Source organism: Sphingobium yanoikuyae (assembly GCF_013001025.1).
GTDB classification, from domain to species: Bacteria; Pseudomonadota; Alphaproteobacteria; order Sphingomonadales; family Sphingomonadaceae; genus Sphingobium; species Sphingobium yanoikuyae_A.
Map to the genome: position 1 here is coordinate 23308 of NZ_CP053024.1, position 23461 is coordinate 46768.

The following is a 23461-nucleotide window of genomic DNA, read 5'->3' on the forward strand; positions in this document are numbered from 1 at the left end:
ATCCATGCTGATCGGCTACGCCCGCGTGTCCAAAGCCGACGGCTCGCAGTCGCTCGACCTGCAGCACGATGCCCTTCGCGCTGCCGGTGTCGAGCCAGGCAATATCTATGATGATCGTGCATCCGGTAGCCGTGATGATCGCCCCGGTCTTGCCGCCTGCCTGAAATCGTTGCGCGACGGCGATGTCCTCATCGTTTGGAAGCTCGACCGGCTCGGCCGAACGCTCACCCACCTGGTCAGCACGGTGCAGAATCTGTCGGATCGCGGTATCGGTCTGCGGGTGCTCACCGGCAAGGGCGCGCAGATCGACACCACGACGCCATCGGGCCGGATGGTGTTCGGCATTTTTGCCACACTGGCGGAGTTTGAGCGGGATATGATCCGCGAGCGCACCATGGCTGGCCTGGCCGCTGCCCGCGCGCGGGGACGCAAGGGTGGCCGCAAGTTCGCCCTCTCCAAGGCCCAGGTGCGGCTCGCTCAGGCTGCTATGGCCCAACGCGACACGTCCGTTTCCGACCTCTGCAAGGAACTCGGGATCGAGCGCGTCACTCTCTACCGCTATGTCGGTCCCAACGGGGAACTCCGGGATTACGGTCAGCGCGTGCTTGCTGCCAAAACGCGATGATGATGACGGGAGCCCCGATCAAACTTACCCAAGCGGACGCCGCAGACGTTGCAGACCTGTACAACCGTTGCAGCGACTATTTCCTGTTGCAGGACGGGGCCGCGCCCACGCTGGACGATGCTCGCGAGCTTTTCTCCGATGTGCCGCCCGAAAAGAGCGCCCACAATCAAGCTGTCCTGGGATGGAAGGGGCCTGGCGGCCTATATGCAATCGCGGCCATCCTCCGCGATTATCCGCGTGATGGCACATGGTATCTCGGCTTCATGATCGTAGATGCCGCACAGCGTGGTCGTGGCGTCGGACGCTCAATTTACTCGACGGTCGAAAGCTGGGCCGCTGCGAGAGGTGCCACAGAGATTCGGTTGGCCGTGCTGGAAGCGAATGAAGCGGCAGAGCGATTTTGGCGTTCTCTCGGCTTCATTGAGTATCGGCGCGTTGGGCCAGACACCTTCAAAATGCGTAGCCATCGCCGGATAGAACTGAGCCGTCGCCTTTCTGGCGCGACCGTAGAAGGCAGCAACAAGTAAGATCTCGCGCCGGCTATCTGGGCGAGCTTGGCGTAGGATTCCGCCCCCTCCCGCAAACGCCCCCTATATCGTTGGTGCGGGCGGTGTGGCGGCGGGGCTGTTGCTCTACGCTTTCCTTGCTGGCCCGCTGGTGCGGGCGACGCCGGATAGCTGGCGCTGGCCCGAGCGTATGGCGACCCGCGTTTTGAATGAGCCTGGCCCCTGGGAAGCGGGGCAGCGGTTGATGCAGTCGGCCGCGCCGGATAGCTGGCGGCTGATCGTCGCGGCCTCGCCGCTGTCGGCCGCCAATCGCGAGACGGTGCAGAAATGCCGAGAGCAGGCGGAAAAGGCAGAAAAGCCGGTGCGCTGCACGATCGAGGTCAAGGCGCAGGGACAGTGACCGGCAAGACCCCATGTCTTTTCTGCTATGTCGCCGACAGCGTTTCGAGCCACAGCATATCCGCGCCCAGCTCGACTCCCCAAGGCCAGACCAGGCTATGCCCCCAATCGCCGACTTCGACCTTGGCGAACTCGCCCGGATAGCGCAGCGCCGCAAAGGCGCGATCGGTGAAGATCGCGCCGAGATCGAGATCGGCCGCCGTCCCGTCCGACCACGACAGATGCAGCGATGCCGGTCCGATCGCGCACACGGCGGCGATGGTGCGGGCCTTGTCGGTGATGTTCATATGTCAGGCGCTTTTGCGCCGCTTCACGGTCGCCAGGATTTCGCGCCCGCCGCGCTTGGGCCCCTTCCAGAAATCGCCCGAGAGCGCCGGCAGGTCGCTATAGTCGATTTCGCTATCCGGTAGCGCCTGCAAAGCATCCAGTTCGGTCCTCTGCATCTCGGTCAGCGGTGGCAAATTGCCCGGATCGAGTTGGAAGCGGACGATTTCAGAGTCTTTCTTCTTCATAATCGAGCTTCACCTGGCCCCTGGTTAGAAAAGCCGGTCGAGGTCGCGCATCCCTTCAACTACGGCGATGATTGTGACGCTATCAGCTGCAGCGTCATATTCGTAGAGAATGAGATAGGAGCCGTGGACCAGGCCCCGCGCCTCCGGCTTGAGGTCGTCGCGCGCGCGGCCGATCTCCGGGAAAATTCGTAGGCGCTCGATCTTGGTATTGATGGCGCGTAACAGGCGATCGGCGGCATCGTCGTTGTCGAGCGCGACACTGAGCCAGATTCGTTCAAAATCGTCATCCGCCTGCCGCGAAACGATGATTTCAGTCATTGCCGGACGCGGCCGCCTTCTTGCCCTTCGCGCGCGTGATGATGGCTTCCATGTCGAGCGGGCCGGCGATTCCGCTGGCCTTGCCACGGTCCCAGGCTTCACGCAGCGCCAGCAATTCATCCTGGCGGAACTCGCGCCGCTCGCTCCACAGCCGCATCGCATCGCGCACGACTTCGCTGGCCGAGGCATATTCGCCGGCCTCGACAGCCGCATGAATCTTCGCGGCCATCTGATCGGGAACCACGACAGTCATTCGTTCATAAGCGGCCATAAAATGCGTCACTCGCTCTGGTATGAGTTATTCATAATATATCACAACGGCCAAGCATTCAATGGGCCTGTCCTGCCCCGGATTCACGCCCTGTTCTATATATGATATTGTGGAGAGGTTCGTTTCGTCGGCATGGGCCTGATTGGTGATCGCCTGCATGTGCTGGTTTTCACCGAAGGCTCTCATGACGATGCGGTGCGCGCCATCAGCCTACGCCCAGCAGAGAAGCACGAAGTGAGGTTCTATCATGGCCAAGTTTGATCCGAAGATTCACGATGACAACCCGCCGATGGATGCGGCGTTCATGGCCGGGATGAAGTCTTCCCGGCGCGGGCGGCCGAAGTCGGAAGCGCCGAAGGTGGAGGTGAAAATCCGCCTGGATGCGAAGACGGTGGAACATCTGCGCGGCAGCGGCCCCGGATGGCAGACCCGCGTCAATGCCCTGCTGGGGCAACTCGTTGCGACGGGGCAGCTTTGATTCGTCCGACTGATATTGAGGCGGCTGCATGATGCGCGCGGTTCACGACAGCATTGAGGGTCCGTTCGCGATTGGCGAGGACGCTCTATGGCACCATCACCGGCGACGCGACCTTGCAGGGCGGCGTGCGGTTCATCCTGCATGGCACGATCATGGGCGACCTGACGATCGAGCCGAAGGCGCGCGCCATTTTGCACGGCACCGTCGCGGGGCGCATATACAACAAGGGCGGACGGGTCGAGATATTCGGCATGGCCGGCGCAGTCGAGAATCTCAGTCGCCATGCCGAGACGATCATAGACCCCGGCGCGCATGTGCGGGGCGGACGGCCGCGCCGCGAGGGGAGCGCGCGCGCATGAGCGGGACCGCCCACACGGCACCCCCAGTCTTTCATCGGCTATGGTGAGCATCGTCATCTGGGCTGCCGACAGGCGGAGCGCGCCCTCATGAGCACGGGGCCACATGAACTTTCCGCGCTCGAGACGCTTCGCATACACGCATAGCCCAGACCCGTCCCAGACTAGGGCCTTCAACCTGTCGCCCCTTTTCCCGCGGAACAGGAAAACCGCCCCCGAGAATGAATCAAGCTGGTCGAGGCAAGCATCTCGCCAACAGAGGCGGCAAAGCAACTCGGCATCGGCTGATCGACCATCTATAGAGAAATGCGCCGCCTCGGCGTGGAAAGGCCTGTCTGAATGTCCAGACCGAAATCTGCCCATGATCTTTCGGGCCTGATGAAATATGTGGATCGTGAGCCCTGGGATGAAGCGATGGCCGAAATGCTGTCCGCACATCTGGAACCGGCGTGCGAGGCAACGGGACTGGAGCCCGACGCCATATTCGAAATCATCGGCGATCACTGGCAAGGGCCGCTATGGGGCTGCGCCTTTGAAGATCTGCTCACGCAGGAACTGGAACCGGACGGTGGCAATCTGGTCGATGACTATCTCAAGCGGCGGGGCTGGAACGAAAAGGCGCCGAACAAGGCCTATATGCGCGCACTGCGCGGTACGGTCATGTCGCTCTATGAGGTGAGCGAGGTTCTGCCCGGCCAGTCGATGACCTTGCGCGATCTGCTGCGCGACGTTGCCCCGGTGACGGTGCGGGAACACGGTGCAACCCAGACCCTCGTCAACTGGGACAAGATCGCCGCAAGGATTGTTGACGTGAACGGTCGCCAAGGCATTTCCGGAGCGCTGCTGCCGTTCAGTGCTGAAGGTGCCGCACGCGTAATCGACGCATTTTCCCGACTTTCGGACGATGCTCAGGACACTGCCGGATTGGCCCCCCTCGACCGGGACGCTCTCCTGCGGGCATCGGGACCGATGTTCACGAATATGTGGCTGCTCGATTGCCTGGGCAAGGCGATGCCCGGCAGCACTCCGGATATGATCAACGCGGACGGCGATGATCTCGTATTCCACCGAATCATTTTCCCTCTGGCAAAGGGCGTGATCGGCAAGAGCGTGGCCAGAAGGCTGGACGCAGCCCCCTGGCTTGAGCCTGCCAGCGACAGTTTCTGGAACTGGCTGGCTCCAGTCAAAAAGGGCGGGAATTCTCAATCGAACAAAGGAAAGCAGGCCTTCGTCACAACCATGGAAGACGGCACGCCGGTTTTCGCCAATGTGGAACTGAAGGGCCGCAAGCTGATCGTCGAGGTGAACAGCGCCGCCCGTGCGGAAAAAGCGATCATACAGATACGCGAATGGCTCGGTGATTCCGTCAGTGCTCCCATGACTGAAATTCGGACACTGGCCCAGATCATGGCCGATGATGCAGCACGCGCCCCGCAGGACGAGACGCTGGCTATACCGCCACACGAAATGGAGCGCATCGTTCACGACATGCTGACCCGTGAATATACGAAAACGCTCGATGAGCCGGTTCCTGCCCTCGGTCACAAGACGCCGCGTGCTCTGGCCCGCACAAAGGCCGGACGGACGAAAGTGGCCGACTGGCTCAAATATATTGAAAACGGCGCGGCAAAATCCGACGCTGCCGATCCGATGGGCACCTATGACTTCACATGGATGTGGGCAGAGCTGGGGCTCAGCGACCTCCGGCGGTAACGGCAATCACGCCATTCTTGATATGTTCTCGCTTAGCGTTGTCTGGCGTACCTTCCACGCTATGCTCTCAAGAAGACGGTGCGCTGCACGATTGAGGTGAAGCCGGCAAACGCTCAGCGTTGACTGCACTTCAGGGCGACCGTGCTCCTTGCCAAGGCAGAGGGCGCACCGCCCGCGCGCGCCACCGCATGGGGATCGTCCGTCGGGACGGGTTGAACAAGAACGGTGCCGTGCCGATCGCCGATCGCGAGCATCAAGGCGATAATAGTGGAAGCCTTGTGGCGCATGGGCATGGTGTGGATTGAACCAAGGAAGGTAACAAGCATCGCAGACCGAGCATATCGTGACACTCTATAGACTTTTGTGAATCAATGACCGGCAACTGATTCAAAGAAGTCATCGGACTTTACGGGGTCGATTTTGTAGGCTTTGCGCCATGAAAGGCGCAATCCCCCCTGATCCGATCGAGCTGGTGGCGCTTGACCCGACGCGCAACATTCGCCGGCGTTATAGCATTAGCGCGAGTTTTGATTTGTTCGGCATGATCATTGTCGAAACCCGTTGGGGGCGGATCGGCGCAGCCGGCCAAACCCAGTGTCACGCCTTTGCCGATCGTGCCGCAGCTGATCGTCATATCGCGGCGATTCTCCGGAGACGTGGTACGGCCGAAAGGCGGATCGGGATTGTCTATCGGCCGGTAGAGAGAAGCGGAGCGTAACGAGAAACTCTTCAATTGCCTCGATCCGTCAGTTTGATCGTTGCGAGATCGTGGCAGGGCATGCCGGCGTTGCCGGTGGCCTCACTGTGGCGGATGAATATCGCCCTCATAGCGCGTCCTTAGCCGACTATTGATAACCCGCCTCCCTTTGGTGGCGCACGGCCAACAGCGCCACCGTCTCGCCATCGAAGTGATACAGGACAACATAGCCGCTGTTTCCAAAGTCGATCAGCTTTTCCCGATATTCGGACTCCATATCTTCAGTTGGTCGGCCGATGTGCGGGGTTGCCGCCAGAATCCGAACCCCTCCCCGGATCGCGGCGACTGCGCGTCTCACTGCGTCGGCGTCTTTGGTCTTCAACCAGCGATGGAGCCGGTCAACATCGGCCAGTGCTTCGGCCGTCCAGATCAGACGTGGCACTTAGGCGGCTCCGCATCCTCACCCGCTTCGAGCTTCGCCAACCAGACATCGGCTTCCTCAAGCGTCACATGCAAGCCCGTCTGCTGATAGTTTTCCCATGCCCGAATGGCGTCCTGTTTGAATGCCTCACGCTTTTCCTCGCGCTCGACATACTGCGCGATAGCTTCGCGCATAATCCAATGCGAGCTGCGCCGGCGCGCGTTGGCCAGGTGCTGCACACGCCCTTTCAGGGCATCGTCCAGCTTAATAGATGTTGCCGTTGCCATCGTGCTACCTCCATAATGAAAGGTGTTACCCAGCGCTACTATATGCTGCTTGCACTCAGCCGTCATCCTCTGCCGTTACTGCGCCCCTAGTTGCTCGCGCTTCCCAAACTCGCAAGCGGACTCGCTCAAGGTGACGATCCACTGACAAGCAAGAGCGGTCAGTCATATCCGACCCGAGCGGCACATCGTTGACGATGAGCCTTTGAGCGGTTTTAGGCATTGAAGGCGGCCAGTGCCTTCAGGCTCGTTTATGTCAATATAGGGTATATCCTATGTTGGCGTAAGGAAACGCGTTGAAAATATGTCAGAAAAGAGCCTGTATGTCCTTTTGTTGACATATGACGGCTCATATCTAAAGGTCTAATCTGACAGATTGGGCTTGGGGAGTGGAATGAAGGGTCAAAGGATCGGCTATATCCGGGTCAGCACTTTCGAACAGAATATCGATCGTCAGTTGGACGGTGTCGCGCTGGATCGGGTCTTCACCGATCGCGCCTCGGGCAAGGATGTCGGTAGGCCGCAACTGGAAGCCATGCTCTCCTTCATTCGAGAGGGTGACACGCTGGTCGTCCACAGCATGGACCGCCTCGCGCGCAATCTCGACGACCTGCGCAAACTCGTCCAGTTGCTCACCCGACAGGGCATCCGCATCGAATTCGTCAAGGAAAGCCTTTCCTTCACCGGCGAGGATTCGCCGATGGCCAATCTCATGCTGTCGGTGATGGGCGCTTTCGCCGAATTCGAGCGCGCCTTGATCCGCGAGCGACAACGTGAGGGCGTGGCACTAGCCAAACAGCGCGGCGCCTATCGCGGGCGTAAGAAGATGCTGTCGGATGAGAGAGTGTCTGAGCTTGTGCAACGCATTGCGAACGGCGAACAGAAAGCCACTATCGCGCGTGACATGGGAATCAGTAGGGAAACCCTATACCAGTATCTGCGATCAGTGGGGTGAGGCTGGGGTAAGCGATGAGCAGACAATATTTTGGTACCGATGGAATCCGTGGACGCACTAATCAGGGGCTAACGGCCGAACTGGCGATGAAGATCGGCATGGCTGCTGGGACGCATTTCCTGCGAGGAAAACACCGCCACCGTGTCGTGATTGGCAAGGACACACGGCTATCAGGCTATATGATAGAAAATGCGCTGGTCGCTGGCTTCACAGCCGTCGGCATGGACGTGGTACAGTTCGGCCCTATTCCGACGCCTGCAGTCGCTTTGCTTGCCCAGTCGATGCGGGCGGACTTAGGAGTCATGATCTCAGCCAGCCACAATCCTTATCTCGATAATGGGATCAAGCTGTTCGGACCGGATGGGTACAAGCTTTCGGATGAAGATGAACTAAAGATCGAGGCGTTGTTGGGGCAGGATATCGCGCTCGCTCCGTCAAAGGAGATCGGCCGTGCTCGCCGCATAGAGGATGCGCGGGGGCGTTATATCCATGCGGTAAAGTCGAGTTTTCCTGCGGATTTGCGACTCGATGGGCTTAGGATCGTCATCGATTGTGCCAATGGGGCGGCCTATCAGGTAGCGCCCTCTGCCTTATGGGAATTGGGCGCTGAGGTGATCGCGATCGGGGTCGGCCCTAATGGCAGTAATATCAACGATGGTTGCGGCTCTACCGCGCCGATGCTGCTTCAGGAAACAGTCGTATCTTCTGGCGCGGACATTGGCATTGCGTTGGACGGGGATGCCGACCGCCTCATCATTGTTGATGAGAAGGGGCAAGTCGTCGATGGTGATCAGATCATGGCGTTGATCGTTACCAATTTCGCGCGTGCGGGCATTTTGCGAGGCGGCAGCCTTGTCGCGACGGTGATGTCGAACCTTGGCCTCGAGCGTTTTCTCGAGGGACAGGGCATTGGGCTTGAACGCACCAAGGTCGGCGACCGATACGTGCTCGAGCGCATGCGCGAGGGAGGTTTTAATGTAGGCGGCGAACAATCGGGACATATGATCCTCTCCGACTATGGAACGACCGGCGATGGGACAGTGGCGGCTTTGCAGGTGCTGGCAGCGCTCGTCCGCGCGAAAAAGCCAGCGAGCGAGGTATTGCACCCATTCGACCCTGTACCCCAGCTACTCAAGAATGTGCGCTTTGCTGAAGGAAAGCCGCTTGAACATGCCGATGTGCAGCATGTCATCGCCCAGGCCGAGGCAGAACTTAACGGTTGCGGCCGCCTCGTCATCAGGCCCTCGGGGACGGAGCCGGTGATCCGGGTGATGGCTGAGGGTGATCGTGAGGATCAAGTGCGCGATGTCGTCGACCGCATTTGCGCCGCTGTGGAAAAGGTCGCTACTTAAGCCTGAGCATTGCTGCTTAAATCATTACCTCGTCAACGAGGTGATTGAAGGCGCGTGTTCTGCTCGGCGGCGACCTCGAAGGGCGACGTCGTATTGGCGCGAGGGGCGTAATAGCGGTCAATCCGGTTGCGAATGCGGTTCTGCACCCGGTTCGCTATACGATTGTTCAGCCGCCCTAAGGGTTCAATATGGACTTGGCTATTGCTGGCGGTCTGGCGCTGCCCCACTTGGCCCGCAGCCGATTCAGCCAGCTGCCCGGCGGGCAGCGACTCCTGAGCCAAGGCAGAAGATGCTAGAAGCAGCGATGTCGCGAAAGCACTGCTGAGCAAAAAAAATCTCATGAGGCTGTCCTTTCTGGCGCTTGTGGTCGTGTGGGCCGGATCAGGATGCGATCAATCTGACCCGAAACACCCCCAATCTCATTCGAGGATCGTGCGATCAGTGCAAGTGTCTGCACCGGGCAGTCGGTGGGAATGTTGACATGTCCTTGGAACCGGCCCCCTGTTTGTGATGAATTTGGTACCTCTACTCGTCCAATTTCACTACCTGTCTGGCAGCGCACGACCCAATAAGGACGCGAGCGCGCAGCCTGCTCAATCCCGATACTATGCCCTTTCAGCACATATTCGCCGGGTGGGAGCATCTGAAGCTGCTGAAGCAGAAGGCCGCCATTGCCCATGGACACTGTGAAATCGAAAAGGCCGTTCGCCGGATCGGACAGGATCGCCGTCGAGACACCGATGCTGTTGATCGCGATCCAGTCGAAAGCGCTGCGCGCTTCGATCGGGCTTGTGAAGGCAGGATCGCGCGATTGATGCCGCTCGCTGCCAGGACGGGCAGCGGCATAATAGGACCAGGCATCGTCGAACAGTTTGGCCGCCAACAGCCTGTTGATGAGCGCCACGCTGGCGCTGTCGGGTACGGACACGCGGGCGATCTGCAAGGCACGGAAAAAGGCCGCGCTCGCCACCGGATCCGCGTCGCTCCGCGCGGCATGATTGATGAAGCCATTACCCCAATTAGGTTGTCCACCAAGGGTTTTGATCAATTCTGCGCGGATCGCCGGGTCGGTCAGCGCGGAGGCCAGCACCGGATAGAGCAGGTCGGGCGCTTTCTTCTTGGTGCGGAGCGCAATATCATAATGTCTGAGCGCGCCTGGAATATCGTCACGCGCCACGGCTAACTCGATCGCCATCAATTGCGTGCGCAAATCCCGTCGCGACAGCGTCTGCGAATAGGCAAGCAGGCGCTCCCCCTCGGCCTGGTCGCCGCGAACGAATGCATCAGCGGCGAGTGTTGCAACCGCTTCGACGGCAGTTGGGTCATGATGCAAGGCGTCGCGCGCGATCGCTACGGCGCGGATACGGTCGGCTTCGCTTGCGTTTGAACGGTAAAGCGTCTGCGACAAGCGACCCGCGATATGGCCATTGTTGGACGCGAGCGCATAAGCCTCTTCGATCCGGCTGTCGGGCAGCACCAATGCTACCGATTGCATGACCGACAAATAGCCTAGCCAGGCGGCGATCCCAGCCAGGATAAGGCGCACACTCCATTCAAGCGGAGAGCGTCGTTGTCGAGAGGTCTTTTCCTTCATCAGGCGGTGTCGGACACTACCTTGCGTCCATAGCGATAGCCATATTCATAACCATAACCATAGCCGTAATGCGCTTTCTTGGCGTCAAACTTGGTAAGAATGCTGCCAATGATGCGGACATTGGCAACGATGAGGCGACCGAGTGCCTCTTTCACCAGACCAGAGCGGATACCATGGGATTCAACGGCATAGAGAACGCCTTCAACCTTGGCTGCGATGAGCGACGCGTCGGCTAGCCCCATGACCGGCGGGGAGTCGATGATGACATGGTCATAACTTTCAAGCAGTTGCGCAATAAGCTGCGAAAGACGACTGCCGGTCAGCAATTCAGCGGCATTGGGCGGAAGTGGCCCTGCCGACATCGCCGTGAAGCCCAGGTCCTCCATCGGAAAGGTCAGGGATTCGAGATTGCCCTCTCCGGTCAGGTAGTTGCTAAGTCCCCGATCATGCCTGACACCGCCCAGATGATGGATTGAGGGATTACGCATATCGCCATCAATAAGGATGACCCTCTTACCCCCGCGTGCGAGCGTCGTGGCCAAAGCAAGACAAGTGGTTGACTTGCCTTCCCCCGGTCGCGTCGAGGTGACGGAGAAGGAACGCGGGACGCCATGCTCGGTGGAGAAGGCAAGATTGGTCTGCACCGTCAGATAGGCATCCACGAGGTCCGACTTGCGGTCAAGCAAGACATCCTTGGGCGCCTCTTCGATTTTAGGGATCGAGCCGAGCAGCGGCAGACCAAGCTCACGCTTCGCTTCAGCTGGATCGGCGATGCCCTCGTCGATCTGCTCGAGGCCAAAGGCCAGCGCTGCGCCGATGCCCAAGCCCGCTAGGATAGCGATGGCGAGATTGATGAGCAATCTGGGGCTTGAAGGCGCTTTGGGTGCCTGGGCCGGATCGACGACCGAGATATTGTTGACGCCGACGCCGCCGGCGACGCCGATTTCCTTGAAGCGCTGGAGCAGGCCGTCATAGAGTGCCTGATTGGTGTCCACTTCCTGCTGATAGATATTATATTGGATGCTGCGGCGGCGTAGGTCGAGATAGTCATTTTTAAGTTGTTCGACCTTGGCTTGAAGCGCGTGTTCCTGCCCCTGCGTCCGGCGATAGTCGGCGAGAAGTGATGAGGTTACGCGGCTTTCTTCGCTCGCGATGCTGCGGTCGAGTTGGGTGATTTGCGCTTGGACCGCTTGAGCGGCAGGGTAACCTGGTTCGAACTGCGTCATCAAGCGCTTGTAATCAGCCGCCAGCTCCGCGCGACGCTGGCGTAGGCTGTTGATCGCCGTATTGTTCAGAGCTTCCGCCGATGCGCCCGCTCGCCCATTTTGCTGAAAGCGTGACTGCGCCTCAATGCGGCTCGCGGTCGCCTGGGTCAGCGCGGCATTGAGTGCGGCCAAATCATCGACGACGATCGAGCGTTCCGAACTCGATTGGCCATTGCCCGATTGCGCGGGCAGATTGATGATCTTGGCGGATGAGGCGTAATTGACCAATTGCCGTTGCGATTCGTCCAGCCGTTGCTTCAACTGAACCAGCTGCTTCTGGAGAAGATTGCGCCCATAGGAGGTTGCCTGGATCTTGCGTTCCAGATTGGTCTGGATGAAATTCTCCGACCATGTATTGGCGACCTGCGCTGAAAAGGTAGGGTCTGGGCTGGTGAATTTGATCTCGACCAAGCGCGACATGCGTGTGGGGCTGATGTTGAGATGCTCGCGCAATATTTCGCCGGCGACCCGTTGCCGCGTGGCGCGGCCCGAGGCGGGATAGCGGCCGTTCGAAAGGGCGAAGGCCGGATCGTCGCTCTCGAAATCGAACATGTCGAAGAAGCTTTGCGATTCCGTTAGCTTGAGCTGCGTCGCCACGCGCTCGGACAGCGCGCGCGATTCCAGCAAGCCATATTGCGTCTGGTAAAATTCCTGATCGGCAATGCCAGCCTCACGCTCCACCCCCTGAAGATCGGTGACCTTGTCCGCTTCGCGCGAAATCTCGATCGTTGAGGATGCGGTATATTGCGGCGTCATCAGCAGGGTCGCGATCAGGCCAATCAGGAAGCACACCGCGACCGCGCCAAGGATCACATAGCGCCACCGCATGGCGATACGCAGATATTGGCGCAATATGGGGGGGGCGGTGTTTTCCGATTGCGCCTGCAACAAAGCTGCCGGGGCCAGGTGGCTGCCTAGAGTCAAATTACTATTGGTCATAGGACTGCAAGCCTCAGCGTAGGACTGCGACAAGGGGTGCCGCGAGTAGAGGTGCCAGGGAAACGACATCCCGGAAAAGGCGACGTTGCGGGGAATCTCCGATAATGACGACATCATTGGCGTAGACTGGTGGATCGGCATAGGCGCCGCGGCGGATCGCGCTTATATCGTAGAGACCCGCCATCCGTTGATTGTCGACGGTGCGCAGGATCACCACCTGTTCCTGTTTTGCGAATTCCGACAGGCCTTTGGCCGAAGCGATGACGCGCATCAGCGTCATCTGGTTGGTCACCGGATACAGACCCGGTTCCTTCACCTCGCCATCGACCGTCACGACCTGGCTGACCGAACTTCTGATGTTGACGGTCACTTGGGGGTTGCGGACATAACGCCCCTGCAACGCGTTCTCGATCGCACTGGCCAGCTCTTCGGCGGTCTTGTTGCGCGCATCGATGGCGCCCACCAGCGGCATGGAGATGCGTCCGCTCGCGTCCACCTGCATTTCGCGACTGAGTTCGGCCACGTTGAAGATGTCGACATAGATCGTATCGAGCGGGCCGATGAGCGCAGGCCGGTCAGCGGCAGCCAGATCGCTGCGGTTGGGCGCGGGCAGACCCTGGCTATCGGGAATGACGGTCAGCTGCGCGCTGGATTGTGGCGGCGGCGCTCCCGCGCAGCCGGCAAGGCCGGCCGCCATCATGATCGAAACAAGAATTTTGCGCATGCGCCCCATATCTTCCCGCTGAAGAGACTTTCGCCTTAGATGCTGATCGTAATCAGGTAAAGCCGGCCTTTATAGGAGGTGTCTTGTTTTGGCAGAGCCAAATAGCGGCGATGACGATCATCGCCATCATCATCGGCGTGCGCGCGGGATAGTCGAAGGCGCTGGCGACGAAGACAAGAAGCAACATGGCCGACCCCAGCTTCGGTAGGACGGAGTGCTGCCCGTTAGCCCGCCAAGCGCGCAGGCTGGCTATCGCGTACCATCCGATCGCGAGGAGCAGGAGCAGCACCGCAGGCAGGCCGCCATCGAGCACGACTTCCAGAAAATCATTATGGGCGTGGTTGAAATAGGTCGGCTTGAGCAACCCGAAGGGCTCGTGCAGGCGGAAGATTGGATCGAAACCGCCAAAGCCCGCGCCTGCTGGAAAATAGGCGGCGATCATCGACAGCACCGTTGGTAAGCCGCGCGTGCGCATGTCCTGGCCTGGATCGACTTCGAACGCGCGGCGCACGGACTCAGCTCGGTCGGCGGCGATGCTGACCAGGACGAATAGCGCGACGCCGCCGATGATCGCCACGATCAGCGCCGGGAACACCCAGCGTGGCGCCCCGCGCAAAGCGCGGCGGACATCGTGCCAGCACAAAGCGAGGCCGAGCGCCAGCGCCAACATGCCGGTCAACATGCCGGCGCGCGATCCGGTCGCCAATATGGTGAGAGCAAAGAGCGTCATCAGCGCCAGTGCGACTGGCGCGCGCCACCCCACGCCTTGTTTTCCGGCAGATTGTTTTCCGGCAAAGGCCCAGACAGGGGTAATCAGGCATCCGATGGCGAGGAAGAGCGCGAAATGGTTGCGGTTGGCGAAGGTGCCGCTGATGCTTCCCACCGTGTCATTGATAAATGGATTATCGAGGACGAAGCCGGAAAATTGCAGCAACCCGACCAGCATCGAGCAGAAAATGATCCCGAGCAGGATCGTCGGCAGCCATGTTTTCTCCTCGTTGCACAAAGCAGTGACGAGAATGAGTGTTACGACCGGCACGATCAGCGAGGACGCGGCGTTGATCGTCGCTGAAGGAACGATCGCCCAAGGCCGCCATACCGTCTCGCTGGGTGATGCCCCGAGTAGCACGTCCCGGCCCGGCAGCGCCGTCCAGATGTTGGGAGGCAACGGCACCAGTTGCAGCAGGACAAGCAGAACCGTCGCCAGCAGCAGCCAGAACGCCGCTCCCGCCCCCGCGACCACCGGTCGCACGCCGAGCAGGATTGCGAGCACGAACAACGTCCACGTTGCCCCCCGCGTTATCACCTGCCCCGTGACGTCTGCGTGCGACGCGCCGCCCGCCACCCATAAGGTGCCCAGCAGCAGCAGCAGCAGTACCAGAGCGGGACTCCAGCGGCGTGTGAGGACGGGGCGGGAAGGCATCTAGGACGGAGTCTCCTGTGTGCGCATCGCGTCCTTGAACATATCGCCTATGGCCTGCGAAACACGCGCCATGTCGTCAGATGAAAGCGTCGGATGGACGAGGAACATGAGGCTGGTCCCGCCCAGTTCGCGCGCGACCGGTAGGGGCACTTCGGGCCGCCAGCCGGTGCCGTCGAACGCCTTTTCCAGATAGACTTCGGAGCAGGAGCCTTGGAAGCAGGGAATGCCCCGCTCGCCCATTTCGGTGACGATCCGGTCGCGCGACCAGCCGGATGCCAGATTTTCCGGCCGGACATAGGCATAATATTTATAGAAAGCGTGGACCGATCCTTCCGGCCAGCTTCGGTCCGGGCCGAACGGGCCATGAAGGCGGATGATCCCGTTCTTGTCGGCAAAGGGTGTCAGGGCTTCATGTAGGATCGCCGCATTGGCCGTCCGCGTGCACGTCCATTCGTTCATGCGGCGAAGCTGGATGCGGCCGATTGCCGCCTGCATCTCCAGCATCCGCCAGTTGGTGCCGATGCTCTCATGCAGCCAGCGGAAACCCGGCGGGTGCGCGCGCTCATAGACCGCTTCCCAGCTCTTGCCATGATCCTTGAACGACCACATGCGCGACCAGAGATCGCGGTCGTTGCACGTCACCATGCCGCCCTCGCCGCCGGTGGTCATGATCTTGTCCTGGCAGAAGGACCAGGCGCTGACATGCCCGATCGACCCGACGCTACGCCCCTTGTAGCACGCGCCATGTGCCTGCGCGCAATCCTCGATCACCTTGATGCCATGCGCGGCGGCGAGGTTCATAATCGGGTCCATATCGCAGGGCCAGCCCGCAAGGTGGACCGCGATGATCGCCCTAGTATGCGGGGTGAGGACGGCCTGACAAGTCTCGGCCGAGATATTGCCGCTCGCACGTTCAACATCGGCGAAGACCGGCCTGGCGCCGGCATTGGCGACGCAGGATATCGACGCGATGAAGGTGCGCGGCGTGACTATCACCTCATCCTCGGCGCTGCCACCATTGGCGCTGCCGATGCCAAGGCCCTGCAGCGCCAGATCGAGCGCGACCGTGCCATTGGCGACGGCGATGGCATAGCCACTGTCCGACCAGGCAGCGAATTCCCGCTCGAAGGCGCGGCATTCCTCGCCGGTCCAGTAGTTGACGCGGTTGGAGAGCAAAACGGTAGAGACGGCGTCCGCTTCTTCCTGCGTGTAACTAGGCCAGGGCGCGAAGTTCGTGTTCAGCATGTCACTTTTTCTCGAGAATGCGGGCGGGGTTGCCGACCACGGTTACAGCTGGAGGAACATCCTTGGTCACGATGGCGCCCATGCCGATGACGGCATCTGCTCCGATCGTCAGATTTTGGCGGATGATGGCGCCCGACCCGATATAGGCGCGATCGCCTATCCGAATATTGCCGTTGCAGCGCACACCTGGCGCAAAGGTTACATAATCGCCGATCACGCAATCATGCTCGACATAGGAATAGAGGTTGGCGTGGAAGCAACGGCCTATACGGATGTTCGAGGTCAAGGTAACGAATGGAGATATAAGCGCGCCTTCTCCAACCTCGACATCATCCATAATGATGATATTTTCTGCCGCTGTAGATATGATATCCACGCCCGATTCACGGCATTTTTCGTCGAGCATCTGCCTGACCTGGGGATTAGCGACGGCCAGCGCCGCTCTACGCCGTTTGGCTGGTTCTTCCATAAATCGATCAAAGGTCCACACTTCATGACCATTGGCATGAGATGATGTCGGATTATCATCGATAAAGACCAAGGTCGCATCCGTGCCTGCCATCTCTCGCCGCAGCAGCGGCATGATGCCCCGGCCGCAACCGCTGGCCCCATAGACGCCATATAAAGGCTTCACGAATTCTTACCCGTGCCCTGGAATTTGGCCATCGTCGCCTGACCTTCCGCGCTTATCCCATCACGCTGAATGATGCGCAGGACCGTCAGCCATATGATCTTCATGTCCAGCAGCAGGCTGCGATGATCGACATACCAAATGTCGAGCGCGAATTTATCGTCCCACGAAAGCGCATTACGCCCGTTGACCTGTGCCCATCCCGTCAAGCCGGGACGGACGTCATTGCGCCTTGCCTGCTCCGCATTGTAGCGCGGCAGATATTCCATCAGCAGCGGGCGCGGCCCGACCAGGCTCATCTCGCCCTTGAGCACATTCCATAGACCGGGAAGCTCATCTATGCTGGTCGAACGCAACAGACGTCCAAGATCTGTCAGACGTTCAGCGTCGGACAAAGGCTGACCGTCGGCATCGCAGGCATCGAGCATGCTGCGGAACTTATACATCCGAAAGGGGCTGCCCCCCAGACCGGGGCGTTCCTGCACGAAAAGCACGGGCGCCCCCATGCGTCGGCGGATCGCAATTCCCGCGACAAGCATCACCGGCGACAGCAGCACCAGTCCGGCAAGAGAGCCTGCAATGTCGATCAGTCGTTTCATCTATTGCCTTGTTTCTTGGCGGCGCGCGCCGGACGCAGCCAGATTGCAGCCTGCAAAGCTCGATGCCCGTTAAAGGCCCATGAAGTCCAGCAGCTTTCGATTCTGGACATGCACGTCGAACCGTTCCTCCGCCAGCCTGCGGCTTTCCAGCCCCATCGGCACAATGCTGTCCGGATGATCGAGGAAATGACGCATGGCCTGTGCCAGACGCGCCGAATTGCGGACCGGAACGAGGAACCCGTTCTTTCCTTCCACCACCGTTTCCCGACATCCTGGAACATCGGTCGTGACCACCGGCAGGCCGATCGCCATCGCTTCCTGCGTGCTGCGCGGAACGCCCTCCCGATAAGAGGGCAGGACGAAAACGCTCGCCTGCGCCAGCCAGGGACGTACCGGCACATGTCCCGACCATTCGATCACCCCGGCATCGACCCATGACCGCACCTCGGCCAAGGGTATGGCGGTGGGATTTTCGTCATGTCCCCCCACCAGCAGGAAGCGCGCCCGCGGATAATGCGGGCGCAATGCCTTTGCCGCCTCTACATATTCCTCCACGCCCTTGTCGCGCAGCAGCCGTCCGACCATGATGAAAGTGATCGATGTCTGAGCGAGAGGGGGAGTATAGTTCCATTCGTCCAAATCAAGGCCAGTGCCTCCCAAAAGCACGGCCCGTAATGGAGACACCAACCCCCGTTCGATGAACTCGGCACGATCATCGGGATTAAAGAATATAGTCTTGTTTGCCTTGGATAGCGCAAAGCCGTAGAGCGCTGACACACCCCGCTGCAACAGAGCCTTGCGCATACGAAGCCTTGCCTTATTGATAAAGACAAAACCTAGGCCCGTTATCATCGCATATCGACGCGGTACCCCCGCGAGCCACGCCGCCATCGTACCGTAAATTACCGGCTTTATATTATAACCAAACACCACATCAGGCCGATACTGGCGGAACAAGAGACGCAATTGCGCCATCGATGTAATATCACGCAAAGGATTTAGGCCTGTTCGCTGCAAATCGAAATCGACCGGGACTATGCCGCGATCGCGCAACCATGCGCGCGTCGCGTCGTCATGATCGGGGGCAAAGGCCAATACCTTGTGGCCTCTGCGCACCATTTCGATGAGCAGCGGTCCACGGAAATTAAGCAATGAAGATGCGAAATTGGAAATCACTGAAATTTTCATATTTCACTCAGTCCAGGATGAAAGTTGACACACCTGTCCTACACCCCCCAGATCGCACGATAACTCCTGACCATCCGGTCTATGGAAAACTGCTGTTCCACTCTTGCCCGTGCGGAGGCTTTTCTGCTGTTCCAGTCCTGCGCATCGACTTTTTGAAGCGCGTGGGAGATCGCTTCTGCCAATGCAACGGAATCCTGAGCGGGAACGACCCAGCCCGTATCTCCGACGATAACCGCCGCGTCCCCGACATCCGTAGTAACGCAGGGCGTTCCACAGGCCATGGCTTCGGCCAGCACATTGGGGAAAGCCTCGCTGGCGGACGACATGATATGAAGGTCCAGCGCACTCATCACCGCCGGGATATCGTTGCGTTGTCCCAGCAGGTAAATCTGGTCGCTCAAGCCCAGTCCAGCGATCAGCGATAACAGCGCGACATTGCCTTCGTCCATCCCGGTGCCGATCAGCAGGCATGCCGGGGCCTGACCCTGTTCCTTCAAAAGCGCGAGCGCCTGAAGCAGATTGCCATGATCCTTCAGCGGATCATAGCGGGCGACGAAGCCGATCACCTGTTGGTCCTGCGCCAGTCCCAGTTCCGACCGGACGGCCGCGCGCGCATCGGGATCAGGACGAAATCTTTCCAGATCATATCCATTGGGGACGACATGCAGGCGCTTTGCATCATAGCCGAACGCGGCATGAACATCCGCAGCCTTTTGGGCGCAACTGATTATGTTTCTAGGCAACAAACGGGAGAACCACGCACAGAGGCGCGCTACCGCCAACGTGTGGTGGGAGGTTCCGGAACTTGCGAGATCGGAATGGTGGATGCCCCATATAATGTTGTTCTGGCCAGCAAAACGTGCCGCTAAGCCGCCCAAAAGATTGGAATGGTACATCCAAGTTTGCACCGCTTGCGGTTTGATGTGGCGAATGGTCCGCCATAATATCCAGAGGCCAGATAGCCTCACGCGCCCCCGAGGCATATCAAGGGCAGTGACTGAAATCCCAAGTTGCTTGAGCAATGGGCCGTATTTCCCAGCCCCGGTTAGCGAAATGACATTATGGATATCCTCCGGATCATTCACGCATAGCCGAAACAAGGCAGCTTCAGCGCCACCATCATTGAGTCCAGTGATAATGTGGACAATAATTTTTGAAGAAACGGCCAAATTATTATTACCAATAAAATTGATGGATAAATATATTAAAATCTAAATTCTAAAAAATCTAACTTTAATATATATATATCTAATAATTATTATAAATATAAACCCAAAATTAGTGGATATAATGTGTTTAGGATGAGAATAAAATATAATAAATGGACATATTCTAAATAATATATACGATGTAAAAATTATTCTCATTCCTTTTTCTTGAAAAGAATTGGCAAGTGCATATGATAATTTAATTATATATCCTATAATTATACTGTAGAAAAACACACCTAATATATGCAACTGCATAAATCCAAACGTTATCATATCTGTAGGTATGCCGGCTGTATTTCCTCCCACTCCCTTCGCGGAACCCATAACAATAATTGTATTTCTAACTTCTGCCCCAATGAGCCATTCACTAGTGAGACTGGAAGGCAGAAGATAAAGGGGACTTAGGGCGACTTCAACGAACGAGTAAAAGTGAAAACCTTGCTCTAATTGAGCAAAGAATGAAACAAATGGAAATGAAAATTCGTTTAAAACATAGCTCGAGATATTATTGGACGATTTTAAATCAAGCCACCAGCTAAGGTTGTATATTGCAATTATACCGAAGAAAATGACGAAAAAATATCCAAAAATCCAAGATGTGTATTTTCTTCTCGTCATAACCATAGGGGCAGCCAGTACAACTGCGAGAAGGCTTATCATCGCAATCCGGCCGGCAGCTGCGTACAAAACATAGCACGAAAAGAGCAGAGCAATTGCAAATCCGGCAATGTTTAAAAAGTTTGTTCTCCCAGAGATAATTAATCCGATAAATCCCAAGCATGAAACTATAGAAAGATTAGAAAATGGAGAAAGAAAAGAAAATCTACTTCTTTCAAAGGAATCAAACATCCCAGCTCTTATTAATCTGTTATAATCAAAATATCCTACAAATCCTCCATAATCTATAGTATACAAATACTGTGATAGAAATGATACTATAAGAATCAATAAAAGATATTTAGATATACTGTTATGATTTATATTATAAAAATAATATAACGACGACTTTATTGGATTAATTTTCCATCCTATTTGTATACCAATAAGCGCAATAGTTGCACTAATAGTATGAATATATACATTATTTATATTAGACCTTACAAAGCCATAGCCAACGAACAATCCGTAATTGTCTTCATTGGTAACGATTGGAATTATTAACCCGAATACTAAACCCATAGTCAATATGGATATGTCGATTGGTTCAAAAATCTTATAATGGTTACATCGAAATACAACCACAGATAGGCAAAGTAAAAAGAAAAAAGCTCCTAAAATACCACTTAAAGTGTAGTACATATAACTTCCAATAAAAATGCATAGCTAAGCTATTTAGGAGTAGTTTATAAAAGCACGATCTAGAATTAATCTATATTGATTAATTGACTTGTCTAACCGAAAATCATTAGCTCGGCTTAGCACATTGGGTGGGCGTATGTCATCATCCAGCGCCTCGATCATTGCTCTAGCCAATTCAGGAGCATCCCCGACTGGAACGAGGCGTCCCCATTTTCCGCCTTCCAGAATCTCATTCGGTCCCGTTCGACAATCGGTGCTGACGATTTTCGCACCGCAGGCCATGGCCTCCAGCAACGCACCCGGCAGACCTTCCCAGGCCGACGACATGACATAAAGGTCGCATCGGGCCATCCAGGCGAAGGGATTTTCCTGGAATCCGGCAAAAATGACATCATGACCTATGCCCAATTCCTGCGCCATGCGTTCCAGACGTTCCCTCTCCTCGCCCTCGCCCAGTATGAGCAATCGCATATCCTTCCGGGATCTGGCGATGGCAAATGCCTTGAGCAGCGTCGGATAATCCTTTGCCCTGGTAAGCCTGCCTGCTGCAACGATTAACGGCACATTCCGCTCGCCGATCAATTCCGAATTGACCGGTTCCTGCGATCTGCGTTTGATATACTCCACATCCAGCGGGTTATAGATGGTACAAATCTGCTCTGGCCTTGCGCCGACCAGCGATGCAATCTGTTCCTGCATCCCTTTGGATACGCAGACGATCTTGTCAGCCCTCTTGTACAGAAACTTCCTCAAGAGGTGGACCATATAGGATTTCGCGTCGGAAAAGGCTGAACTTGTGTGTTCGACGACGATGGATTTTGCTCGCGAGTGGGCAATTTTGATCGCCATCAAGGCTGCAATATTGGCATGGGCCATTGCCGATATGACAGCGTCCGGTTTCTCCCTTTTTAAGTACGCCGCAAATGCACCAATGCTGGCAAAAACCCTTTTCTTTTCTAGATCGACAATTTTTACTTGAGCAGAGACCTTGTCTCGATATGGCCCTTGCGCACTCGGCAGGACCAGGTCCACCCGATGCCCCCGCGCCGCAAAGCCATTGGCCAGCATCACCGTCACGCGCTCTGCTCCGCCACCGCCCAGGGAAGGCAAATATATCGCAATATGCTTTGCTGAGATCAGATCATTCATGGAGCGTCATCTTTCTATCGTGACGATGAATGGCGAAGAGATAGACAAAAATTTGTAGCCCATATAGCGCCGCTGTAACGATGGAATAGCAGGCAACCGCCCCCAAAGCGCTATGCCAAACCGTGTAGCCGAAATACATTCCGAGGCAGCCAAACAGCAAAATCAGGCTGTTGAAAACCAGATGAAGGCGATTCTTGCCGATCACCGGCAAGGCGCGAACGCTGGGGATATTGGCGAGCATACCGACGACCCACAGCGCCATCCATTGCGCAAAGTCTCCGGCCATGCGCCATGGCTCGCCAAAGACAAAAGCAAAGAGGGTTGGAAAAAATATGGCCGCCGCTGCGGTGGCGCCGGCAGGTAGCAGTAATTGCGCAAGCGTGGCCTTGAGCACGAACGGGAATATCGGCGTTTGCTCCCGGGCGATCGTTGCGATACGTCCATAGAGGACATTGCCGATCGCGGTCCCGACAAACCCCAGCGGCAGGCTCACCACGCTGCGCGCCAGGACATATATTCCTGTCGCCGCAGGGGAAAACAGGATCGTCAACAGGAACACCGGCACGGTTTGCGCTGCCGCGCTGATAAGGTCCGCAGGCATGCGGTACAGCGGAAAATCACCGTATTTGATCAACAGCGCGCGAGAGGGAAGAGTTTCCTCATGGTCAGTCGTTCGGGAACCGAGATGGCGTTTGATGCCAAGTCTCAACAATAGCGCCTGCATCCCGTAGGAGACGGTCGTCACACTTACCAGGATAAAGGCAGCCGGTTGGACCAAGCCACCCGCCACTCTGGCTGAATTCACCAGAAATGCCTGTAATGCAGCCACCACCCCCGCGAGGCGAAACGCCCCAAGCCGAACAGTCCAAAAATCAGCAATGTCCTGCACGGCTACAAGGAACAACGCGGCGGGCAGGAACCATATGAGGTTTCCCAGTTGTTCGACCTTCAGCAGCTTTTCGAGTGGTGCTTGAAAGACAAGAAGGCCTAGCACCACTATGAAAGAGACGCCGGCCGCCACAATAAAGCACAGTCGCGTGATCCCGCGTGCCTCCCCATCAGAGGCGGCTACGACAATGGCCATGGGGTAACGCAACGCGGACACAGGCCACAAGACGCTGATCAAGCCGAGAAATATTCCCTGCACCCCAAAGATTTCGGGGCTGTAGATACGGGTGATCAGTGGTGCGAAAGCGAGGATCACCATTTGGGCAATCGTGGTTCCGCCGACCATCGCCGCTAGGTTGCGCGTCAACAACGATGATCGCATCGCCCGCAGACGCATTCCGCCGCGAAGGAGTGTCATG

Annotated in this window: 28 protein-coding genes and 4 pseudogenes; 10 read left to right on the plus strand and 22 right to left on the minus strand. The window is 57.4% G+C overall.

Translation table 11 applies throughout. The features are described 5' to 3' along the window. Positions 1-4 precede the first annotated feature (4 nt). The 3 genes and pseudogenes from HH800_RS28695 to HH800_RS28705 all read left to right on the plus strand — a co-directional run. Positions 5-625, plus strand: a complete 621-nt coding sequence (locus tag HH800_RS28695; protein ID WP_008832583.1) for a recombinase family protein — start codon at positions 5-7, stop codon at positions 623-625. Then, positions 622-1152, plus strand: a complete 531-nt coding sequence (locus HH800_RS28700) for a GNAT family N-acetyltransferase (protein ID WP_007686150.1) — start codon at positions 622-624, stop codon at positions 1150-1152. The genes HH800_RS28695 and HH800_RS28700 overlap by 4 nt, the downstream gene beginning before the upstream one ends. A 64-nt stretch (positions 1153-1216) precedes the next feature. Next, positions 1217-1531, plus strand: a pseudogene (locus HH800_RS28705) (DUF6118 family protein); the annotation flags it as partial. 25 nt (positions 1532-1556) lie between these two features. On the opposite strand, the gene HH800_RS28710 reads toward HH800_RS28705, so the two are convergent. The 4 genes from HH800_RS28710 to HH800_RS28725 are packed head-to-tail and all read right to left on the minus strand — an operon-like array spanning position 1557 to position 2631. Then, complete coding sequence (locus HH800_RS28710) at positions 1557-1817, minus strand: DUF2442 domain-containing protein (RefSeq protein ID WP_235682181.1); 261 nt, start codon at positions 1815-1817, stop codon at positions 1557-1559. A 3-nt stretch (positions 1818-1820) separates the two neighbouring features. Beyond that, the gene (locus HH800_RS28715; protein WP_235682182.1) at positions 1821-2042 is read right to left on the minus strand and encodes a hypothetical protein; all 222 of its coding nucleotides are present in this window, start codon (positions 2040-2042) and stop codon (positions 1821-1823) included. Between the two features lie 24 nt (positions 2043-2066). Next, complete coding sequence (locus HH800_RS28720; RefSeq protein WP_169863569.1) at positions 2067-2360, minus strand: type II toxin-antitoxin system RelE/ParE family toxin; 294 nt, start codon at positions 2358-2360, stop codon at positions 2067-2069. Beyond that, positions 2353-2631 (minus strand): type II toxin-antitoxin system ParD family antitoxin, encoded by a 279-nt coding sequence (locus HH800_RS28725; RefSeq protein WP_159368254.1) that lies wholly within the window; start codon positions 2629-2631, stop codon positions 2353-2355. Before HH800_RS28725 ends, HH800_RS28720 begins: the two co-directional genes overlap by 8 nt. A 247-nt stretch (positions 2632-2878) precedes the next feature. Here HH800_RS28725 and HH800_RS28735 point away from each other — a divergent pair, with 247 nt between their 5' ends. Both HH800_RS28735 and HH800_RS28740 read left to right on the plus strand, forming a co-directional pair. Beyond that, complete coding sequence (locus tag HH800_RS28735; protein WP_169863571.1) at positions 2879-3109, plus strand: BrnA antitoxin family protein; 231 nt, start codon at positions 2879-2881, stop codon at positions 3107-3109. Positions 3110-3180: 71 nt separating this feature from the next. After that, positions 3181-3468 (plus strand): hypothetical protein, encoded by a 288-nt coding sequence (locus HH800_RS28740; RefSeq protein WP_235682184.1) that lies wholly within the window; start codon positions 3181-3183, stop codon positions 3466-3468. Positions 3469-3570: 102 nt separating this feature from the next. Here HH800_RS28740 and tnpB read toward each other — a convergent pair. Then, positions 3571-3642, minus strand: a pseudogene (tnpB, locus tag HH800_RS29700) (IS66 family insertion sequence element accessory protein TnpB); the annotation flags it as partial. A 48-nt stretch (positions 3643-3690) separates the two neighbouring features. Here tnpB and HH800_RS29305 point away from each other — a divergent pair. Together HH800_RS29305 and HH800_RS28750 are read left to right on the plus strand one after the other, a co-directional pair. Beyond that, positions 3691-3753: pseudogene (locus HH800_RS29305) on the plus strand (recombinase family protein); the annotation flags it as partial. Between the two features lie 51 nt (positions 3754-3804). Further along, entirely contained in the window at positions 3805-5178 is a 1374-nt protein-coding gene (locus HH800_RS28750; protein WP_169863572.1) for a hypothetical protein, read from the plus strand. 113 nt (positions 5179-5291) lie between these two features. Here HH800_RS28750 and HH800_RS28755 read toward each other — a convergent pair whose 3' ends face one another. Continuing rightward, the gene (locus tag HH800_RS28755) at positions 5292-5471 is read right to left on the minus strand and encodes a hypothetical protein (RefSeq protein ID WP_169863561.1); all 180 of its coding nucleotides are present in this window, start codon (positions 5469-5471) and stop codon (positions 5292-5294) included. Positions 5472-5614: 143 nt separating this feature from the next. On the opposite strand from HH800_RS28755, the gene HH800_RS28760 reads away from it, so the two are divergent. Further along, complete coding sequence (locus tag HH800_RS28760) at positions 5615-5896, plus strand: WGR domain-containing protein (RefSeq protein WP_169863573.1); 282 nt, start codon at positions 5615-5617, stop codon at positions 5894-5896. Between the two features lie 14 nt (positions 5897-5910). Here HH800_RS28760 and HH800_RS29310 read toward each other — a convergent pair. From HH800_RS29310 to HH800_RS28770, 3 genes and pseudogenes are all read right to left on the minus strand, one after another. Next, positions 5911-6006: pseudogene (locus HH800_RS29310) on the minus strand (histidine phosphatase family protein); the annotation flags it as partial. A gap of 17 nt (positions 6007-6023) precedes the next feature. Further along, complete coding sequence (locus tag HH800_RS28765) at positions 6024-6317, minus strand: type II toxin-antitoxin system RelE/ParE family toxin (protein ID WP_169863574.1); 294 nt, start codon at positions 6315-6317, stop codon at positions 6024-6026. Beyond that, positions 6305-6583, minus strand: coding sequence for a CopG family ribbon-helix-helix protein (locus HH800_RS28770; RefSeq protein WP_059153569.1), 279 nt, complete (start codon positions 6581-6583; stop codon positions 6305-6307). Before HH800_RS28770 ends, HH800_RS28765 begins: the two co-directional genes overlap by 13 nt. A 391-nt stretch (positions 6584-6974) precedes the next feature. Here HH800_RS28770 and HH800_RS28775 point away from each other — a divergent pair, with 391 nt between their 5' ends. Further along, entirely contained in the window at positions 6975-7535 is a 561-nt protein-coding gene (locus tag HH800_RS28775) for a recombinase family protein (protein ID WP_169863596.1), read from the plus strand. A gap of 14 nt (positions 7536-7549) precedes the next feature. Further along, complete coding sequence (glmM, locus tag HH800_RS28780) at positions 7550-8887, plus strand: phosphoglucosamine mutase (protein ID WP_169863575.1); 1338 nt, start codon at positions 7550-7552, stop codon at positions 8885-8887. Between the two features lie 32 nt (positions 8888-8919). On the opposite strand, the gene HH800_RS28785 is transcribed toward glmM, so the two are convergent. The 13 genes from HH800_RS28785 to HH800_RS28845 form a co-directional block, all read right to left on the minus strand. Next, positions 8920-9228: a hypothetical protein gene (locus HH800_RS28785; RefSeq protein ID WP_169863576.1), complete on the minus strand. Its 309-nt coding sequence runs from the start codon at positions 9226-9228 to the stop codon at positions 8920-8922. Then, complete coding sequence (locus HH800_RS28790; RefSeq protein ID WP_169863577.1) at positions 9225-10481, minus strand: hypothetical protein; 1257 nt, start codon at positions 10479-10481, stop codon at positions 9225-9227. Before HH800_RS28790 ends, HH800_RS28785 begins: the two co-directional genes overlap by 4 nt. Continuing rightward, positions 10481-12685, minus strand: coding sequence for a GumC family protein (locus tag HH800_RS28795; protein ID WP_169863578.1), 2205 nt, complete (start codon positions 12683-12685; stop codon positions 10481-10483). Before HH800_RS28795 ends, HH800_RS28790 begins: the two co-directional genes overlap by 1 nt. 13 nt (positions 12686-12698) lie before the next feature. Continuing rightward, positions 12699-13385: a polysaccharide biosynthesis/export family protein gene (locus HH800_RS28800; RefSeq protein WP_235682176.1), complete on the minus strand. Its 687-nt coding sequence runs from the start codon at positions 13383-13385 to the stop codon at positions 12699-12701. Between the two features lie 76 nt (positions 13386-13461). Next, positions 13462-14832 carry an O-antigen ligase family protein gene (locus tag HH800_RS28805; RefSeq protein WP_169863579.1) on the minus strand — a complete coding sequence of 457 codons (1371 nt, stop codon included), beginning with the start codon at positions 14830-14832 and terminating at the stop codon, positions 13462-13464. After that, entirely contained in the window at positions 14833-16077 is a 1245-nt protein-coding gene (locus tag HH800_RS28810; protein ID WP_169863580.1) for a DegT/DnrJ/EryC1/StrS family aminotransferase, read from the minus strand. It lies immediately after the preceding gene. 1 nt (position 16078) lies between these two features. Continuing rightward, positions 16079-16660 (minus strand): acetyltransferase, encoded by a 582-nt coding sequence (locus HH800_RS28815; RefSeq protein ID WP_235682177.1) that lies wholly within the window; start codon positions 16658-16660, stop codon positions 16079-16081. Between the two features lie 47 nt (positions 16661-16707). Then, positions 16708-17307 carry a sugar transferase gene (locus HH800_RS28820; RefSeq protein ID WP_169863582.1) on the minus strand — a complete coding sequence of 200 codons (600 nt, stop codon included), beginning with the start codon at positions 17305-17307 and terminating at the stop codon, positions 16708-16710. Between the two features lie 69 nt (positions 17308-17376). Next, positions 17377-18495: a glycosyltransferase family 4 protein gene (locus HH800_RS28825; RefSeq protein ID WP_169863583.1), complete on the minus strand. Its 1119-nt coding sequence runs from the start codon at positions 18493-18495 to the stop codon at positions 17377-17379. Positions 18496-18533: 38 nt separating this feature from the next. After that, entirely contained in the window at positions 18534-19664 is a 1131-nt protein-coding gene (locus HH800_RS28830) for a glycosyltransferase family 4 protein (RefSeq protein WP_169863584.1), read from the minus strand. Between the two features lie 42 nt (positions 19665-19706). Further along, positions 19707-20885 carry a hypothetical protein gene (locus HH800_RS28835; RefSeq protein WP_169863585.1) on the minus strand — a complete coding sequence of 393 codons (1179 nt, stop codon included), beginning with the start codon at positions 20883-20885 and terminating at the stop codon, positions 19707-19709. A gap of 153 nt (positions 20886-21038) precedes the next feature. After that, entirely contained in the window at positions 21039-22154 is a 1116-nt protein-coding gene (locus tag HH800_RS28840) for a glycosyltransferase (protein ID WP_169863586.1), read from the minus strand. Next, positions 22147-23460 carry a lipopolysaccharide biosynthesis protein gene (locus tag HH800_RS28845; protein ID WP_169863587.1) on the minus strand — a complete coding sequence of 438 codons (1314 nt, stop codon included), beginning with the start codon at positions 23458-23460 and terminating at the stop codon, positions 22147-22149. The genes HH800_RS28840 and HH800_RS28845 overlap by 8 nt, the downstream gene beginning before the upstream one ends. Position 23461: the final 1 nt, after the last annotated feature.

Bases quoted from the DNA above. Each gene is read 5' to 3' on its own strand.
- HH800_RS28845 (WP_169863587.1), bottom strand. From the start codon at position 23,460: ATGACACTCCTTCGCGGCGGAATGCGTCTGCGGGCGATGCGATCATCG.
- HH800_RS28800 (WP_235682176.1), bottom strand. From the start codon at position 13,385: ATGATGGCGGCCGGCCTTGCCGGCTGCGCGGGAGCGCCGCCGCCACAA.
- HH800_RS28715 (WP_235682182.1), bottom strand. From the start codon at position 2,042: ATGAAGAAGAAAGACTCTGAAATCGTCCGCTTCCAACTCGATCCGGGC.
- HH800_RS28815 (WP_235682177.1), bottom strand. From the start codon at position 16,660: ATGCCGCTGCTGCGGCGAGAGATGGCAGGCACGGATGCGACCTTGGTC.
- HH800_RS28835 (WP_169863585.1), bottom strand. From the start codon at position 20,885: ATGGGTTTAGTATTCGGGTTAATAATTCCAATCGTTACCAATGAAGAC.
- glmM (WP_169863575.1), top strand. From the start codon at position 7,550: ATGAGCAGACAATATTTTGGTACCGATGGAATCCGTGGACGCACTAAT.
- HH800_RS28725 (WP_159368254.1), bottom strand. From the start codon at position 2,631: ATGGCCGCTTATGAACGAATGACTGTCGTGGTTCCCGATCAGATGGCC.
- HH800_RS28805 (WP_169863579.1), bottom strand. From the start codon at position 14,832: ATGCCTTCCCGCCCCGTCCTCACACGCCGCTGGAGTCCCGCTCTGGTA.
- HH800_RS28750 (WP_169863572.1), top strand. From the start codon at position 3,805: ATGTCCAGACCGAAATCTGCCCATGATCTTTCGGGCCTGATGAAATAT.
- HH800_RS28695 (WP_008832583.1), top strand. From the start codon at position 5: ATGCTGATCGGCTACGCCCGCGTGTCCAAAGCCGACGGCTCGCAGTCG.
- HH800_RS28840 (WP_169863586.1), bottom strand. From the start codon at position 22,154: ATGAATGATCTGATCTCAGCAAAGCATATTGCGATATATTTGCCTTCC.
- HH800_RS28795 (WP_169863578.1), bottom strand. From the start codon at position 12,685: ATGACCAATAGTAATTTGACTCTAGGCAGCCACCTGGCCCCGGCAGCT.
- HH800_RS28770 (WP_059153569.1), bottom strand. From the start codon at position 6,583: ATGGCAACGGCAACATCTATTAAGCTGGACGATGCCCTGAAAGGGCGT.
- HH800_RS28825 (WP_169863583.1), bottom strand. From the start codon at position 18,495: ATGAAAATTTCAGTGATTTCCAATTTCGCATCTTCATTGCTTAATTTC.
- HH800_RS28720 (WP_169863569.1), bottom strand. From the start codon at position 2,360: ATGACTGAAATCATCGTTTCGCGGCAGGCGGATGACGATTTTGAACGA.
- HH800_RS28735 (WP_169863571.1), top strand. From the start codon at position 2,879: ATGGCCAAGTTTGATCCGAAGATTCACGATGACAACCCGCCGATGGAT.
- HH800_RS28820 (WP_169863582.1), bottom strand. From the start codon at position 17,307: ATGAAACGACTGATCGACATTGCAGGCTCTCTTGCCGGACTGGTGCTG.
- HH800_RS28810 (WP_169863580.1), bottom strand. From the start codon at position 16,077: ATGCTGAACACGAACTTCGCGCCCTGGCCTAGTTACACGCAGGAAGAA.
- HH800_RS28710 (WP_235682181.1), bottom strand. From the start codon at position 1,817: ATGAACATCACCGACAAGGCCCGCACCATCGCCGCCGTGTGCGCGATC.
- HH800_RS28755 (WP_169863561.1), bottom strand. From the start codon at position 5,471: ATGCCCATGCGCCACAAGGCTTCCACTATTATCGCCTTGATGCTCGCG.
- HH800_RS28760 (WP_169863573.1), top strand. From the start codon at position 5,615: ATGAAAGGCGCAATCCCCCCTGATCCGATCGAGCTGGTGGCGCTTGAC.
- HH800_RS28785 (WP_169863576.1), bottom strand. From the start codon at position 9,228: ATGAGATTTTTTTTGCTCAGCAGTGCTTTCGCGACATCGCTGCTTCTA.
- HH800_RS28775 (WP_169863596.1), top strand. From the start codon at position 6,975: ATGAAGGGTCAAAGGATCGGCTATATCCGGGTCAGCACTTTCGAACAG.
- HH800_RS28700 (WP_007686150.1), top strand. From the start codon at position 622: ATGATGATGACGGGAGCCCCGATCAAACTTACCCAAGCGGACGCCGCA.
- HH800_RS28790 (WP_169863577.1), bottom strand. From the start codon at position 10,481: ATGAAGGAAAAGACCTCTCGACAACGACGCTCTCCGCTTGAATGGAGT.